The organism is Streptomyces sp. adm13(2018) (genome assembly GCF_008042145.1).
In the GTDB taxonomy this organism is placed as follows: Bacteria; Actinomycetota; Actinomycetes; order Streptomycetales; family Streptomycetaceae; genus Streptomyces.
The window spans coordinates 1,504,631-1,520,293 of sequence record NZ_RDBH01000129.1 but is presented as its reverse complement, the minus strand read 5'-3'; the positions used below and the strand labels follow the sequence as shown (position 1 = coordinate 1,520,293).

Below are 15,663 nucleotides of genomic sequence, written 5' to 3'. Positions count from 1 at the left end.
GCCCAAGGGCGGCCCCCGGCCGACATGCGGCTGTCACATGACGGGGGCCACCCGGGGTGGTGATCCGCCACCCCGAATGTTTGCTATGGTTTTCCTCGTCGGAAGGGCCCAGCGGCCAGGAAGACAGACACCTTGTCCGGGTGGCGGAATGGCAGACGCGCTAGCTTGAGGTGCTAGTGCCCTTTATCGGGCGTGGGGGTTCAAGTCCCCCCTCGGACACCACACGGAAAGTCCCGGTCGATCTCATCGACCGGGACTTTCCGCATGAGTACGTGTACGTGCGGTCACGAGGCGGAACCGTGAGACGGAGAGCGAAGGCGCCGGTGGCGCCGCTGCCGCAGCGGGACGGGGTCGATCCCGTGCGGCTGCGGCTGCCGGAGGATCCCGGCGGGGTCTGGGCGACCGTGCGGGAGCACCTGCTCGACCGGTACGGGGCCGCCGTCGGCGTCGGACGGGTCGAGGAGATGCTCGGCGCGGGGCGGTTCGTCGGGGTCGACGGGCCGGTGGCCGGGGACGATCCGTACACCGCGGGCCGGTACGTCTGGTTCCACCGGGACTTCCCGGCGGAGGAGCCGGTGCCGTTCCCGGTCGGGGTGGTGTACCGGGACGAGCGGATCGTCGTCGCGGACAAGCCGCACTTCCTTTCCACGATGCCGCGGGGCCGGCACGTCACGGAGACCGTGCTCGCGCGGCTGCGGCGGGAGCTGGACCTGCCGCGGCTCCAGCCCGCGCACCGGCTCGACCGGCTCACGGCGGGCCTGGTGCTGTGCGTCGTACGGCCGGAGGACCGGGGGGCGTACCAGACGCTGTTCCGGGACCGGCTGGTGCGCAAGGAGTACGCCGCGGTGGCGCCGTACGACCCGGGGGTGGCGCTGCCGGTGACGGTGCGGAGCCGGATCGAGAAGGAGCGCGGGGTGATGGCCGCCCGGGAGGTGCCGGGCGAGCCGAACAGCGAGAGCCGGATCGCGCTCGTGGAGCGGCGGGGCGGGCTCGGGCTGTACCGGCTGGTGCCGGAGACCGGGCGGACGCATCAGCTGCGGGTGCACATGAACGCGCTCGGGCTGCCGATCCTGCACGATCCGGTCTATCCGGAGGTGCGTGAGGACGGGCCGGAGGACTTCCGGCGTCCGCTGCAGCTGCTGGCGCGGACGCTGGAGTTCACCGACCCGTTCACGGGTGCGCCGAGGCGCTTCGGGAGCCGGCTGGCTCTCAGTGGCCTCGGCTGATCCACTCCTGGAGGTGCGGGGCCTCGGCGCCGATCGTGGTGCTGTCGCCGTGGCCGGTGCGGACCACCGTCTCCGGCGGGAGGGTGAGGAGCTTCTCGCGGATCGAGTCGACGATCGTCGGGAAGTCCGAGAAGGACCGGCCGGTGGCGCCGGGGCCGCCCTGGAACAGGGTGTCCCCGGTGAAGACGGTGTCGAGTTCGGGGGCGTGCAGGCAGATGCCGCCGGGGGCGTGGCCGGGGGTGTGCAGGACCGTGAGGTCGGTGCCGGCGATGGTGAGGACCTGGCCGTCGGCGAGGTCGCCGTCGGGGCTGTGGTCGGGGTGGGTCTGCTTCCACAGCGGCTGGTCGGCGGGGTGCAGCAGGATACGGGCGCCGGTGGCGGCCGCGAGCGCCGGGGCCGCGTCGATGTGGTCGTTGTGGGCGTGGGTGCAGACGATGGCGCGCAGGGCGCGGCCGTCGAGGGCGGCGAGGATGGCCTCGGCGTCGTGGGCGGCGTCGATGACGATCGCCTCGGTGTCGTCGCCGACGATCCAGACGTTGTTGTCGACGTCCCAGGTGCCGCCGTCGAGGCTGAAGGTGCCGGAGGTGACGACGTGGTCGATGCGGGCGGCCATCAGAAGACCACCACCGAGCGCAGCACGTCGCCCTCGTGCATGCGGCCGAAGGCCTTCTCGACGTCGTCGAGTCCGATGGTCTCGGTGACGAAGGCGGAGAGGTCGATACGGCCCTGCCGGTGCAGGTCGACGAGCATCGGGAAGTCGCGGGAGGGCAGGCAGTCCCCGTACCAGGAGGACTTGAGCGAGCCGCCGCGGCCGAAGACGTCGAGGAGGGGGAGTTCCAGCTTCATCTCGGGGGTGGGGACGCCGACGAGGACGACGGTGCCGGCGAGGTCGCGGGCGTAGAAGGCCTGCTGGTAGGTCTCGGGGCGGCCGACGGCCTCGATGACGACGTCGGCGCCGAAGCCGCCGGTGAGCTCGCGGATCGCCTCGACGGGGTCGGCGGAGCGGGAGTTGACGGTGTGGGTGGCGCCCATCGTGAGCGCCGTCTCCAGCTTCCGGTCGTCGATGTCCACGGCGATGATCTTCGCGGCTCCGGCGAGGCGGGAGCCGACGATCGCCGCGTCGCCGACGCCGCCGCAGCCGATGACGGCGACGGTGTCGCCGCGGCCGACGTTCCCGGTGTTGATCGCGGCGCCGATACCGGCCATGACGCCGCAGCCGAGGAGGCCCGCGACCTCGGGTGCGACGGCGGGATCGACCTTGGTGCACTGGCCGGAGGCGACGAGGGTCTTCTCGGCGAAGGCGCCGATGCCGAGGGCCGGGGACAGCTCCGTGCCGTCGAGCAGGGTCATCCGCTGGGTGGCGTTGTGGGTGTCGAAGCAGTACCAGGGGCGGCCGCGGAGGCAGGCGCGGCACTGGCCGCACACGGCGCGCCAGTTGAGGATCACGAAGTCGCCGGGCTCGACGTCGGTGACGCCCTCGCCGACCGACTCGACGATTCCGGCGGCCTCGTGGCCGAGCAGGAAGGGGAACTCGTCGTTGATCGCGCCCTGCTTGTAGTGGAGATCGGTGTGGCAGACGCCACAGGCCTGGATCTTCACGACGGCCTCGCCGGGGCCGGGATCGGGGATCACGATCGTCTCGACGCGTACCGGTTCGTTCCTGCCGGGGGCGATGACCCCCTGGACGTGCTGCGGCATCGCGAACTTCCCTTCCTCCGACCGGATCTTGTAAGGCTCTTGCGTACCACTATCTCCTGACAAAAGGCGAGACCCCCGCAGGACGTGCCTGCGGGGGTCTCGCCGTTCCCGTGGGGGGAGGGTCAGTCGCGGGTGGCCGCGGCGGTCGCGCGGACCCGCGTGCGGACCAGGAACCAGCCGCCGACCAGGGCCGCCGCGATCAGCGGGAGGCAGTTGACGGTGGTGCGGCTGATGCCGCCGTCCATCCACATCAGGACGAGGACGGAGCCGAGGAAGACCAGGGTCACGATCTGGGTGTACGGGGCCCAGGGCAGCCGGTAGCCGGGGCGGGTCAGCCTGCCCTCCTGGGCGGTGCGCCAGAACAGGAGCGAGCAGACCATGATCATGGCCCAGGTGCCGATGATGCCGATGGAGGCGAAGTTGAGGACCAGTTCGAAGGCCTCGCCGGGCATCACGTAGTTGAGGGCGACGCCCATGACGCCGAAGGCGGCGGTGAGCAGGATGCCGCCGTAGGGGACGCCGCCCCTGTTCATGACGCCGGTGAACTTCGGCGCGGAGCCGGAGAGCGACATGGAGCGCAGGATGCGGCCGGTGGAGTAGAGGCCCGAGTTGAGGCTGGAGAGCGCGGCGGTGAGGACGACGAGGTTCATCACGCCGGCGGCGCCGGGGATGCCGAGCTTGTCGAAGACGGTGACGAAGGGGCTCTGGTCGCCGGAGTACGCGGTGTACGGGAGGATCAGCGCGAGCAGGACGACGGAACCGACGTAGAAGACGCCCACGCGCCACATGATCGAGTTGATCGCCTTCGGCATGATCTTCTCGGGGTTCTCGGTCTCGCCGGCGGCGACGCCGCACAGCTCGACGGAGGCGTAGGCGAAGACGACGCCCTGAATGAGCAGCAGCATCGGCATCATGCCGTTGGGGAAGATGCCGCCGTCGTCGGTGATGTTCGCGAGACCCGGGGTGCTTCCGCCGACGTCGTGCGAGGTCACGATGAGGAAGATGCCGATCAGCATGAAGGCGACGAGGGCGCCGACCTTGACGATCGCGAACCAGAACTCCATCTCGCCGAAGTACTTCACGGAGATGAGGTTGGCGGCGAGGACGACCGCGAGGGCGATCAGCGCGAGGATCCACTGCGGGACGTCGCTGAACATCGACCAGAAGTGGGCGTAGGTCGCGGCCGCGGTGATGTCGGCGACGGCGGTGGTGGACCAGTTGAGGAAGTACAGCCAGCCGGCCGTGTAGGCGCCCTTCTCGCCCATGAACTCGCGCGCGTAGGAGACGAAGGCGCCGGACGAGGGGCGGTAGAGCACGAGCTCGCCGAGGGCCCGGACGACGAAGAAGGCGAAGAGGCCGCAGACCGCGTACGCGATGAAGAGGGAGGGGCCCGCCTGGGCCATCCGGCCGCCGGCGCCCAGGAAGAGGCCGGTGCCGATCGCGCCGCCGATGGCGATCATGTTGATGTGGCGGGACTTGAGGTCCTTGCGGTATCCGGCGTCGCCGGCGTCGACGTGGGGGGCGGCCGGGTTCGCCGTGTCGGCGGACAGCGGGTCGGCCGCGATGACGCGGTCACTCATGGACTGGTTCGCCTTCGTGAGGGGGCTGTGCGGTACCCGGCCGTGCCTGGTGGGGGGTGTCCCCGGCACGGCCAGCGCACATCCTCACGGCAAGCGGCGGCAGCTGACTGTGGCGCATGTCACTGAACGCCCATATTTGAGCTAGTTCAGAGCTTTACCGGTGCTTTACGGCGTCGTGGACAGGGGTTCCACCGGGGTGCGGGTGGGGTTCGCCCGCGTGCCCTACGGAGCGAGGACGTCGAGTTCCTGGAGGGCGCCGACCGCGATCTGCCGGGTGAGCTCCTCGGCGCGGGCCGCGTCCCGCTCCCGGACGGCCTCGGCGACCTGCACGTGGAGGGTGACGGCGGCCGGGTCGGGGTCCTCGAACATCACGTGGTGGTGGGTGCGGCCGGTGAGGACCTCGGCGACGACGTCGCCGAGGCGGGCGAACATCTCGTTGCCCGAGGCGTTGAGCACGACCCGGTGGAAGGCGATGTCGTGGACGAGGTACTCCTCCAGGCGGCGGCCGCGGGAGGTGGCGACCATGCCGAGGGCGTGCTCGGTGAGCTCCCGGCACTGCTCGGGGGTGGCGTTCTCGGCGGCCAGGCCGGCGGCGACGGGTTCGACGGCCGAGCGGAGCACGGTGAGCGAGCGGAGCTGGCGGGGGCGGTCGGCGCCGGCCAGCCGCCAGCGGATGACCTGGGGGTCGTACACGTTCCAGCTGGCGGTGGGGAGGACGGTCACGCCGACGCGGCGCCGGGACTCGACGAGGTGCATGGACTCCAGGACGCGGACGACCTCGCGGACCACGGTCCGGGAGACGTCGAAGCGCTGGGCGAGCTCGTCGGTGCGGAGCACGGTGCCGGGCGGGTACTCCCCCGCGGTGATCGCGAGACCCAGGGTGGCGAGGACGTGCGAGTGGAGCCCCTGGGCCGGTGTCGTCATGGTGGCAAGCCTATGCGCGCCCGCGGAGGCGATCACCTCGGGAACTAAAAGTACTACTTTTATGTCACAGGCTCTTGAATACGTCGTACCCAATGGGTTTCATGGGCGCGACGGATCGATGTCGAAGAAGACAGCGAGGCACCACCCATGAACTCCACCCCCCGGCCCGGGACACGGGCAGTCGTCGTCGTGATGGGCGTCGCCGGGACCGGCAAGACCACGATCGGCCCCCTGGTCGCCGAGGCCCTCGGGCTGCCGTACGCCGAGGGCGACGACTTCCACCCGGCGGCGAACGTGGCCAAGATGTCGGCGGGCATCCCCCTGGACGACCGCGACCGCGAGCCCTGGCTGGACGCCATCGGCGCCTGGGCGCACGACCGGTCCGGACTCGGCGGTGTGGTGAGCAGCTCCGCGCTGAAGCGCGGCTACCGGGACCGGCTCCGCGCCGCGGCCCCCGGTGTGGTCTTCCTCCATCTGACCGGCGACCGGGAGCTGATCGAGCAGCGCATGGCGGCCCGCAAGGGCCACTTCATGCCGACGGCGCTCCTCGACTCGCAGTTCGCCACCCTGCAGCCGCTGGAGCAGGACGAGGCCGGTGTCGCCGTCGACGTGTCCGGCACCCCCGAGGAGATCGCCGCCCGGGCCGCGGCCGCGCTGCGCGGCCTCGCCGGCTGATCCCCCGTCCCCCCATCCCGTATCCCCGCTCGTACGAAGGACACCACCGTGACCAGTCTCAGCGTCGAGATCCTGGCAGCGGACGCCGCCGAACCGATCACCTCGGCAGGCAACGCCCAGCTCGGCATCGCCGTACTCGCCGGCATCGCCGTCATCGTCCTGCTCATCACCAAGTTCAAGCTGCACGCGTTCCTGGCGCTGACCATCGGATCGCTCGCACTCGGCGCGTTCGCCGGCGCGCCGCTCGCCGACACCATCAAGTCCTTCACCACCGGCCTCGGCAACACCGTCGCCGGCGTGGGCGTCCTGATCGCCCTCGGCGCGATCCTCGGCAAGCTGCTCGCGGACTCGGGCGGCGCCGACCAGATCGTCGACACGATCCTCGCGAGGGCGAGCGGGCGGGCCATGCCCTGGGCCATGGTGCTGATCGCCTCGGTGATCGGTCTGCCGCTCTTCTTCGAGGTCGGCATCGTGCTGCTGATCCCGGTGGTGCTGCTCGTCGCCAGGCGCGGCAACTACTCCCTCATGCGGATCGGCATCCCGGCCCTCGCCGGCCTCTCCGTGATGCACGGCCTCATCCCGCCGCACCCCGGCCCGCTCGTCGCGATCGACGCCGTCGGCGCCAACCTGGGCGTCACCCTCGCCCTCGGTCTCGTCGTCGCGATCCCGACCGTGATCATCGCCGGACCGGTCTTCTCCCGGTACGCGGCCCGCTGGGTGGACATCCCGGCCCCCGAGAACATGATCCCGGTCCGCCCCTCCGAGGACCTCGAGAAGCGCCCCGGCTTCGGCGTCACCGTCGCGACCGTCATGCTGCCCGTCGTCCTGATGCTGGTGAAGGCGCTCGTCGACATCGTCGTCGACGACCCGGAGAACGGCGTCCAGAAGGTCACGGACGTCATCGGCTCCCCGCTGATCGCGCTGCTCGCGGCCGTCATAGTCGCGCTGTTCACCCTGGGCCGCGCCGCCGGCTTCACCAAGGAGCGGCTGTCCTCGACCGTCGAGAAGTCCCTCGCCCCCATCGCCGGAGTGCTGCTGATCGTCGGCGCGGGCGGCGGCTTCAAGCAGACCCTGATCGACATCGGCGTCGGCCAGATGATCCTGGAGTTCTCCGAGAACTGGTCCATCCCCGCCCTGCTGCTCGCCTGGCTGATCGCGGTCGCGATCCGGCTCGCGACGGGCTCCGCGACGGTGGCGACGATCTCGGCCGCCGGTCTCGTGGCGCCGCTGGCGGAAGGAATGTCGACGACCGAGACGGCGCTGCTCGTCCTGGCGATCGGCGCGGGCTCGCTCTTCTTCAGCCACGTCAACGACGCGGGGTTCTGGCTGGTGAAGGAGTACTTCGGCATGACCGTCGGCCAGACGATCAAGACCTGGTCGGTGATGGAGACGATCATCTCGGTCGTGGGCATCGTGTTCGTGCTGCTGCTGTCGCTGGTGTTGTAGCGCGGCACCTCCGATACGGCTCCGGGCCGGTCGTGGCTGACAGACTGTCGGCCATGACCGGCCCTCACGCGCTCAAGCCCTTCCTCCTCGCCTTCCCCGGCCCCCTGCGGGACCGGCTCGTCGCGGCGGTCCTCTCCGGCGAGAAGGTCGCCACGACGGGGCTGCTCGTGGAGTACGAGGCGGAGGACGAGGAACTGCCGGAGCCGGGCGAGCGCTCGGCGCTGATCGACTCGGACGGGCGCGAGGTGGCGGTGGTGGAGATCACGGAGGTCCACGTGCTGCCCCTGCGCGACGCGGACCTCCGCCTCGCGCGGGGAGAGGGCGAGGGCTACCGCTCGGTCGCGGAGTGGCGCGCGGGGCACGAGAGCTTCTGGCACAGCGAGGAGATGCGCGAGGCGCTCGGCGACCCGGAGTTCGAGGTGGACGAGGAGACGGTGCTGGTCGTGGAGTGGTTCAAGGTGGTGGAGCGGGCGGCGGATCAGGGGGACTGAGGGTCGAGGACGGTGAGGAGCGCCTCGGCGAGGTCGCGGATCCTCCGGTCCTCGGACCGGATCGCGCGGCGGACGAGCGGGAGGAGCTCGGGGTCGTCGCGACGGAGGTCGGCGAGGATGCGGAGGGCGATGAGCCGCACCGACGGGTCGGTGTCGTGGACGAAGCGGTCATGGGCGACGGCCGCGAGCTCGGGACCGGAACTCAGCGCCCGGAGACTGTCCAGGGCGGCGAACCGTATGACGCCGTCCTCGCCGTGCACGGCCTGGTCGCGGACCAGGCGCACCGCCTCGGCGTCGTCTCCGTACGTCGTCAGCAGGTGCCCGAAGGCCGCCTTCCGGCCTTCCTCGTCGGGGTGGGTCCGGGCCCGGTCGACGACCAGGTCCCGGGCGAGCGCGTGGTCCAGCTCCACCAGCCCGGTCAGAGCCTGGTTCTGGACCGAGGAGATCGGATCGTTCCGCACCCGGTCGAGCAGGACGCCCGCGACGGCCGCGTCGTCCGCGACGTGCGTCACGTAGAGCCGGAGCGCGGTCTCCCGGACCCAGCGGGACTCGTCCTGTGCCAGCCGGTGGGAGAGCAGCTCCACGGCCGACGGGTCCAGGAGGCCGCCCTCGGCCAGGCAACGGAGGGCCGCCCTGCGCACCGCGGTGTCCGGGTGGGTGGACAGTTCGTGCAGGAGCGGGTGGGTGTCCGGGGCGTCGGAGCCGATCTGCCGGACGGCGTCTATCGCCGCGGCCAAGACCTCGGGGCTCTCGTCGGTTCTCATCCGCTCCTGGACGAAGGCGCGGACGTCCGGCTCGTCGCCGGCCCGCGCCGCCACGGCGGACAGCGCCGCGGACCGGAGTCCCGGGTCGGGGTCCGCAAGGGTCTCCCGCAGGAGTTCCATCGCCCGCGCCCCGTCCTCGGTGTGCGCGACGAACGGGCGCACGGCCTGTCGGCGGACGAAGGGGTCGAGGTCGTCGTCGATCAGCCGGGCGATCTCGGCACGTGCCGCCGGGCTGTCGGTCCGGCGGCCCTGCAGACACTGGAGTGCCGCGATCCGCACCCGCAGGTCGTCGTCCGCCAACTGCTCGACGGCGACGCGGGCCGCCCAGTCCGGGTCGACGTCCTCCGCGACGGCCAGGTGTCCCAGGAGGGCCGCTCGCGCGTCGGCACCCGGGCTCGCGCGCAGGCAACGGTCCACCAGGTCCATGGTGGCCGGATCCCGGCCCGTGGAGCGGACGAGCAGACGGGCGGCGCCGAGTCTCGCCATCGTGTCGTCACTGTTCAGGAAGGTCTCCGCGAGGTAGGCCGCGCGGGGCAGCGCTCCCCCGCCCCGGAGGCACAGGAGAATGTTCGTGGCGAGCTGGTCCGTCGAGTTCAGCGCGAGGGACCAGTCGCCGTAGGCCCCCTCGTCGAGCCGCCACCCCTCGTGCCAGCGCGCGTACACCTCCCGGCCCGTCCAGTCGTCACCGAGGGCCGCCAGCGCCGGGCCGAGGGACTCCACGTGGGCGTAGGGGTGGAAGACGGGCACGTCCAGCGCCCTGGCGCACTCGAACAGCCGGATCACCGTCCGGACCGTGGCCGCGCTCTGCGGGGCCAGCACCCCCAGTCGGCGTACCTCGGCGAGACAGCGGGCCACGAAGGCCACTTCGGCGAACGCGTCGTCGTGACGGGACCCCAGCGGAACCGCGATCGCGCGCGGTGCCAGCAGCCGGTCGATCACGCCCGCCACGAACCGTTCGTCCAGCAGCCCCACCAGCAACAGCAGGATCTCGTGCCACGTCGGGTCGTGGACCTTCGTCGCGAAGAGGTTCTGGAGGTCCTCCTCCGACAGGCTTCGTTCGTGGTTGAAGCGGTGGGCCAGGTCCGTCGCCGCCAGGTACTCCAGGAACGTGCGGTGCACGAAGCCGTAGATCTCGCCGCCGTAGCGGCTGAGGACGAAGTTGCGGCGGCGGAACTGGTCCAGCATCACGCGGGCCGCCGTCGCCGCGCGGTCCGGTGGGAGGGCGTAGCGGTCCTTCAGGTACTCCTCGAAGCTCTTCAGGAGGTCCGGGCCCGCTATGTGGTTGCCGGAGATGCCGCCGTGGCCCTCCTGCATCTGGCGGGCGATCAGCCGCAGGAGTTCGCGCTTGTCCTCGGGGCCGAGGTACGGGAGGTGTTCCTCGACCTGCCGGTCCCTGAGGTACTTGCTGGGGTCCCAGTGCTCGACCAGGACGTCGACGGCGTGCTCGTACACCGTCCGGCGGTCGCGCGGGAGTTCACGGCGGCGGCCGATGATCGCGAGGATGGTGAGGATCAGGGGGTTGCCCGCGAGCTCGCGGACGGAGGTCGACGCGTCGACGGCCGTCGTGACGCGTTCGATCAGCCTCCGGGCCTGGTCCGGGTCGTCCGGGCAGGCCAGCGCGAACCACTGTTCCGCGAACGCGCCGATCTGTTCCCGGTCGAGGTCCTGGAGCATGAAGTCGGTGAAGCCCGCGCCGTCCAGGACGGCCCGCTGGTAGCCGTAGCCGCGCGAGGTGACGACGATCCGGGCCTGTGGATGGCGGGCGGCGAAGCCCGCGATGCGGCGGGTGACCGCGTCCCTGACGTCCTTCTCGAAGAGCTCGTCGAGGCCGTCGAAGAGGACGAGGGCACGGTACGGGCCCTCCCCCGCCAGGACCGCGGTCAGCGTCTCCGGCGGCAGGCCGAGGCCTTCCGTCGCGTACTGGTGGGCCAGGAAGTCCTCGAAGGTCCGCTCGCGCCAGGCCGGTTGCGCGTACTCCCGGAGTTCGACGATCAGCGGGAGGGTGCCGTGCAGTGGCGCGAGGCCGGGGGGCGGCTCGGGGGAGGTGAGGACGAGGGCCAGGTAGCGGGCCAGGGTGGACTTGCCGGAGCCGGGGTGCCCGAGCAGGACCACCCGGCCGTGCTCCGGGCGGACCAGGACGTCGAGAACGGGCAGCGGCGGCCGGTCCCGGTAGGCGCGGCGGACGCGGTCGACGGTCTCCCGGTCGATGCCGGGCGGCAGGTCGTGGAGCTCGGCCTCGGCCGGGTCCATGAGGCGGCGCAGGAGCTCCTGGGGCAGTTCCACGGGCGGCGGGTCGGCCCGTACGGACTGGGGGACGAAGACGTCCCGCAGGTGCAGGACCGGGCGCTCGTCCTGTTCCCGGAGGGGGGTGAGGACCTCCAGGTCGAGGCGGCCGTAGCGCTGGCGGACGCGGGTGGCGTAGGCCTCGCGGGCCGACTCGATCTCCGGTGGTCCGTGCTGGGGCGGGACGGGCGCGAGCGTGACGTGGACGTCGCCCTGTACGCCGCTGATCTGGGTGAGGGGGCCCTGGACGGTGGCTCCCGGCGCCGACTGGCGTGCCGTCCAGCGCTTGAAGAGGCCCTTCACGGCGCCGTGGGCGCCGGCGGTTCGACGCGGACCGAGCCGCCCACGCCGCGGCTGCATCTTCTCGGGACGCGCGGCGGGCCGGGCGGCGGCGAAGGCGGTGAGCTGACGGGGGAGGCGGTGCGGCAGGGGCCGGCGGCGTGCCCGGGCCGCCCCCGGTCCTGATCACCACGTCCCCCGTGACGTTCCTGATCTGGTGCAGCGACCCCCCGGTCGCGGCCCGGTCCGCCGACTGGGCGGAGGGGCGGTTGAACAGGCCGAACGCGGTCAGTGCGAAGCCCGCCACCGTGAAGAACAGGCTCAGGACGCTGCTCCACTTGTCGGCGGCGTCCAGACCCTGGAGGACGAGGAAGGCGGCCAGGCCGCCCAGGGCCAGGAACCCGCCGACGGCGATGAGGGGTACACGTCTTGTCACACCGTCATCTTGCCCCGGCGGGCCCTCCCCCGTCAGCTCACCGCCCCTCATCAGCGCACCGCCTCCCCCGTCAGCTCACCGCCTTCGCCGCCGCCCGGCCCGCCGCGCGTCCCGAGAAGATGCAGCCGCCGAGGAAGGTGCCTTCGAGGGAGCGGTAGCCGTGGACGCCGCCGCCGCCGAAGCCGGCGGCCTCGCCCGCCGCGTACACGCCCGGCAGGGGTTCGCCGCCCTCGGTGAGGACGCGGGAGTCCAGGTCGGTCTCCAGCCCGCCGAGGGACTTGCGGGTGAGGATGTTGAGGCGGACCGCGATCAGCGGGCCGGCCTTCGGGTCCAGGATGCGGTGCGGGGCGGCCGTGCGGATCAGCTTGTCGCCGAGGTACCTGCGGGCCCCGTGGATCGCCGTGACCTGGAGGTCCTTGGTGAAGGGGTTGGCGATCTCCCGGTCGCGGGCGGTGATCTCGCGGCGCAGGGCCGTCTCGTCGATCAGGTCCTCGCCGGTGACGCGGTTCATGCCGCGGACGAGGGCGGGGAGGTCGTCCTCGACGACGAAGTCGACGCCCTTGTCCATGAACGCCCGGACCGGACCGGGGACGTCGGCGCGGGCCCGGCCGATGACGTCGCGGACCGACTTGCCGGTCAGGTCGGGGTTCTGCTCGGAGCCGGAGAGGGCGAACTCCTTGCCGATGATCCGCTTGTCGAGGACGAACCAGGTGTGGTCGTGGCCGGTCCGCATGATGTGTTCGAGGGTGCCGAGGGTGTCGAAGCCGGGGAAGAGCGGTACGGGCAGCCGCTTGCCGGTCGCGTCCAGCCAGAGCGAGGACGGCCCGGGGAGGATGCGGATGCCGTGCCGGGCCCAGATCGGGTTCCAGTTCTCGATGCCCTCGGTGTAGTGCCACATCCGGTCGCGGTTGATGTGGTGGGCGCCCGCCTTCTCGGCGATGCCGAGCATGAGGCCGTCGACGTGCGCGGGGACGCCGGAGAGCAGCTTCGCGGGCGGGGTGCCCAGCCGTTCGGGCCACTGCGCGCGGACCAGTTCGTGGTTGCCGCCGATGCCGCCGGAGGTGACGATCACCGCCTGGGCGCGCAGCTCGAAGGCCCCGGTGGCGGTGCGGGTGCTGGCCGTGCCGCGCTCGGCCGCGGAGGGTTCCAGGATCTCGCCGGTCACGGTGTCGACGGTGCCGGCCGTGCGGCCGAGGCCGGTGACGCGGTGCCGGAAGCGGAGGTCGACCAGGCCGCGGGCGGCTCCCTCGCGGACCTTGCGCGCGAAGGGGGCGACGAGGCCGGGGCCGGTCCCCCAGGTGATGTGGAAGCGGGGGACGGAGTTGCCGTGGCCGGTGGCGTCGTAGCCGCCGCGCTCGGCCCAGCCGACGACGGGGAAGAACCGCACCCCGCGCGCGTGGAGCCAGGACCGCTTCTCACCGGCGGCGAAGTCGACGTAGGCCTCGGCCCACTTCCGCGGCCAGCGGTCCTCGGTCCGGTCGAAGCCTGCGGTCCCGTACCAGTCCTGGAGGGCGAGGGCGTGGCTGTCCTTGACGCGCATCCTGCGTTGCTCGGGCGAGTCGACGAGGAAGAGGCCGCCGAAGGACCAGTGGGCCTGGCCGCCGAGGGACTGCTCCGGTTCCTGGTCGAGGAGGATCACGGTGCGGCCGGCGTCGACCAGCTCGGCGGTGGCGACGAGGCCGGCGAGGCCCGCCCCGATCACGATCACATCTGCGTCGTAGGACATGGACCGCATCTTGGATACACGGATGTATCGAGTCAACCTTTTGGCCGCGCGGGCCGCGAACGGCACCCCCTCCCGCTTTCTAATGGCGAGCATTAATATGAATGCATGGCAAGGACATCGGGTCCCGAGACCCGGGACAGACTGATCCGTGCGGCGGAGGAGCTCTTCGCCGCCCAGGGCGTCCACGGCGCACAGCTGCGGGACGTCGTGAGCCGGGCAGGACAGGCCAACCCCTCCGCCGTGCAGTACCACTTCGGCTCGCGCGCCGGACTGCTCGACGCCGTGATGGCCGGGCGCCAGGCCCGTACGGAGGCCGTGCTCGCCCCGCTGCTCGCGGCGGCCGCCGACACCCCGCACGACCTGGTCGCCGCCCTCGTCACGGCGGAGGCCGGCGAGCTGCGCACCGACCGGGGCCGCCGCTGCCTGCGGATCTCCGCGCAGCTCAGCCACGAGAGCGGGGTCCGCGCGCGGACCCCGCACCCCACGCTCGCCGGCACCTGCTACTGGCGCCTGATCGAGCGGATCGCGGAGTGCCTCGGCGCGGACGGGCTGCCGGGGCCGCTGCTCCTGGAGCGCCTCGATCTGGCGCTGACCCTGGTGGGCGCGGCGATGGCGGACCGGGCCCGGCAGTACCTCGACGGCACCGACCCCCTCACCGATGAGGCGCTCTTCCTCGCCGATCTGGTCGAGACCACCACCGCCCTGCTGCGTGCCGCACAGCCGGAGCAGGCGCACCTCCCCCGAAAGGATCTTCCATGAACGACCTCACCGGCAGGACCGTCCTGATCACCGGCGGCGCCCGCGGCCTGGGCGCGGAGGCCGCCCGGCAGGCGGTCGCGGCCGGCGCGAACGTCGTCCTCACCGACGTGCTCGACGGGGACGGCCGGGCGACCGCCGAGGCGCTCGGCGAGCGGGCGCGGTTCCTGCACCACGACGTGACCTCCGAGGAGGAGTGGGCGGCGGCCGTCGCGTACGCCGTGGCGGAGTTCGGCGGGCTGCACGGCCTGGTGAACAACGCGGGCATCTCCACCGGCGCCTTCCTGGAGAGCGAGTCCGTCGAGCACTTCCGCAAGGTCGTCGACATCAACCTGACCGGCGTCTTCATCGGCATGAAGGCCGCGATACCCGCGATGAAGTCCTCCGGCGGGGGCTCCATCGTGAACATCTCCTCGGCCGCGGGCCTGATGGGCCTGGCGCTGACCGCCGGCTACGGCGCGTCCAAGTGGGGCGTCCGGGGCCTGACGAAGATCGGCGCGGTGGAGCTCGGCACGGCGGGCATCCGCGTCAACTCGGTCCACCCGGGCATGACGTACACCCCGATGACGGCCTCGGTGGGGATCGAGCGCGGCCCGGGCCGGTACCCGAACACGCCGATGGGCCGGGTCGGCGAGGCCGACGAGATCGCCGGCGCGGTCGTCTTCCTGCTGTCGGACGCCGCCTCGTACGTGACGGGCGCGGAGCTGGCGGTGGACGGCGGCTGGACCACCGGGCCGACGGTCAAGTACGTCATGGGGCAGTGACCCCGCGGCGGCCGCGCCTCGGGGCTCGTGCCGCTGCCGGCCCGGGCTGCTTGGATGGCGGGATGAGTGCCGCTGAAGAGATCCTCGACGTCGTCGACGAGCAGGACCGGGTGGTCGGGCAGGCCCCGCGCGCGGAGGTGTACGCGCGGGGCCTGATCCACCGCTGCGTCTTCATCAGGGTCCGGGACGCCGAGGGCCGGATCTTCGTCCACCGCCGGACGCCGACCAAGCTGGTCTTCCCGTCGATGTACGACATGTTCGTCGGCGGGGTGGTCGGAGCGGGCGAGTCCTACGACGAGGCCGCGCTGCGCGAGGCCGAGGAGGAGCTCGGGGTACGGGGCCTGCCGCGGCCCGAGCCCGTCCTGACCTTCCTGTACGACTCCGCGGGCGTGGCCGGCAAGTGGTGGTCGGCGGTCTACGAGGTGCGCTGCGAACTGCCGGTGGACCCGCAGGCGGAGGAGGTGGCCTGGCACGCCTTCCTGACGGAGGCGGAGCTGGCGGAGCGGCTGGCCGAGTGGCCGTGGGTGCCGGACGGGCTCGCCGCGTACGAGCGGCTGCGGGCGCACGGGGCGGCGGACGGCGGACGGGCCTCGGGCTGAGCGCCCGGGCGGGGCG

General features: G+C 72.1%; 13 protein-coding genes and 1 tRNA gene. 8 read left to right on the top strand and 6 right to left on the bottom strand.

Translation table 11 applies throughout. The features are described 5' to 3' along the window. Positions 1-134 precede the first annotated feature (134 nt). Positions 135-222, top strand: a tRNA-Leu gene (locus tag EAO70_RS23730). Between the two features lie 77 nt (positions 223-299). Beyond that, the gene (locus EAO70_RS23725) at positions 300-1,226 is read left to right on the top strand and encodes a pseudouridine synthase (protein ID WP_148004815.1); all 927 of its coding nucleotides are present in this window, start codon (positions 300-302) and stop codon (positions 1,224-1,226) included. Here the strand turns inward: EAO70_RS23725 and EAO70_RS23720 are convergent. From EAO70_RS23720 to EAO70_RS23705, 4 genes are all read right to left on the bottom strand, one after another. Beyond that, positions 1,210-1,839, bottom strand: a complete 630-nt coding sequence (locus EAO70_RS23720) for an MBL fold metallo-hydrolase (protein ID WP_148004814.1) — start codon at positions 1,837-1,839, stop codon at positions 1,210-1,212. The genes EAO70_RS23725 and EAO70_RS23720 overlap by 17 nt on opposite strands. Then, positions 1,839-2,924 (bottom strand): S-(hydroxymethyl)mycothiol dehydrogenase, encoded by a 1,086-nt coding sequence (locus tag EAO70_RS23715; RefSeq protein WP_148004813.1) that lies wholly within the window; start codon positions 2,922-2,924, stop codon positions 1,839-1,841. The genes EAO70_RS23720 and EAO70_RS23715 overlap by 1 nt, the downstream gene beginning before the upstream one ends. A gap of 122 nt (positions 2,925-3,046) precedes the next feature. Further along, positions 3,047-4,504: an amino acid permease gene (locus EAO70_RS23710; protein ID WP_148004812.1), complete on the bottom strand. Its 1,458-nt coding sequence runs from the start codon at positions 4,502-4,504 to the stop codon at positions 3,047-3,049. A gap of 222 nt (positions 4,505-4,726) precedes the next feature. Further along, entirely contained in the window at positions 4,727-5,428 is a 702-nt protein-coding gene (locus EAO70_RS23705; RefSeq protein ID WP_055603653.1) for a FadR/GntR family transcriptional regulator, read from the bottom strand. 147 nt (positions 5,429-5,575) lie between these two features. Between EAO70_RS23705 and EAO70_RS23700 the strand changes: the two genes are divergently transcribed. The 3 genes from EAO70_RS23700 to EAO70_RS23690 are packed head-to-tail and all read left to right on the top strand — an operon-like array spanning position 5,576 to position 8,040. Next, positions 5,576-6,103 carry a gluconokinase gene (locus tag EAO70_RS23700; protein ID WP_148004811.1) on the top strand — a complete coding sequence of 176 codons (528 nt, stop codon included), beginning with the start codon at positions 5,576-5,578 and terminating at the stop codon, positions 6,101-6,103. Between the two features lie 48 nt (positions 6,104-6,151). After that, positions 6,152-7,549: a gluconate:H+ symporter gene (locus EAO70_RS23695; protein WP_148004810.1), complete on the top strand. Its 1,398-nt coding sequence runs from the start codon at positions 6,152-6,154 to the stop codon at positions 7,547-7,549. 53 nt (positions 7,550-7,602) lie between these two features. Then, entirely contained in the window at positions 7,603-8,040 is a 438-nt protein-coding gene (locus EAO70_RS23690) for an ASCH domain-containing protein (protein WP_148004809.1), read from the top strand. Here EAO70_RS23690 and EAO70_RS23685 read toward each other — a convergent pair. Both EAO70_RS23685 and EAO70_RS23680 read right to left on the bottom strand, forming a co-directional pair. Continuing rightward, positions 8,028-11,390, bottom strand: coding sequence for a HEAT repeat domain-containing protein (locus tag EAO70_RS23685; protein ID WP_187283997.1), 3,363 nt, complete (start codon positions 11,388-11,390; stop codon positions 8,028-8,030). The genes EAO70_RS23690 and EAO70_RS23685 overlap by 13 nt on opposite strands. 482 nt (positions 11,391-11,872) lie before the next feature. Then, positions 11,873-13,528 (bottom strand): FAD-binding dehydrogenase, encoded by a 1,656-nt coding sequence (locus tag EAO70_RS23680; RefSeq protein ID WP_148004807.1) that lies wholly within the window; start codon positions 13,526-13,528, stop codon positions 11,873-11,875. 105 nt (positions 13,529-13,633) lie between these two features. Between EAO70_RS23680 and EAO70_RS23675 the strand changes: the two genes are divergently transcribed. From EAO70_RS23675 to EAO70_RS23665, 3 genes are all read left to right on the top strand, one after another. Continuing rightward, positions 13,634-14,287, top strand: a complete 654-nt coding sequence (locus EAO70_RS23675; RefSeq protein WP_148004806.1) for a TetR/AcrR family transcriptional regulator — start codon at positions 13,634-13,636, stop codon at positions 14,285-14,287. Beyond that, positions 14,284-15,048, top strand: coding sequence for a glucose 1-dehydrogenase (locus EAO70_RS23670; protein WP_148004805.1), 765 nt, complete (start codon positions 14,284-14,286; stop codon positions 15,046-15,048). Before EAO70_RS23675 ends, EAO70_RS23670 begins: the two co-directional genes overlap by 4 nt. A gap of 62 nt (positions 15,049-15,110) precedes the next feature. Then, entirely contained in the window at positions 15,111-15,647 is a 537-nt protein-coding gene (locus tag EAO70_RS23665; RefSeq protein WP_148004804.1) for an NUDIX hydrolase, read from the top strand. Positions 15,648-15,663 lie beyond the last annotated feature (16 nt).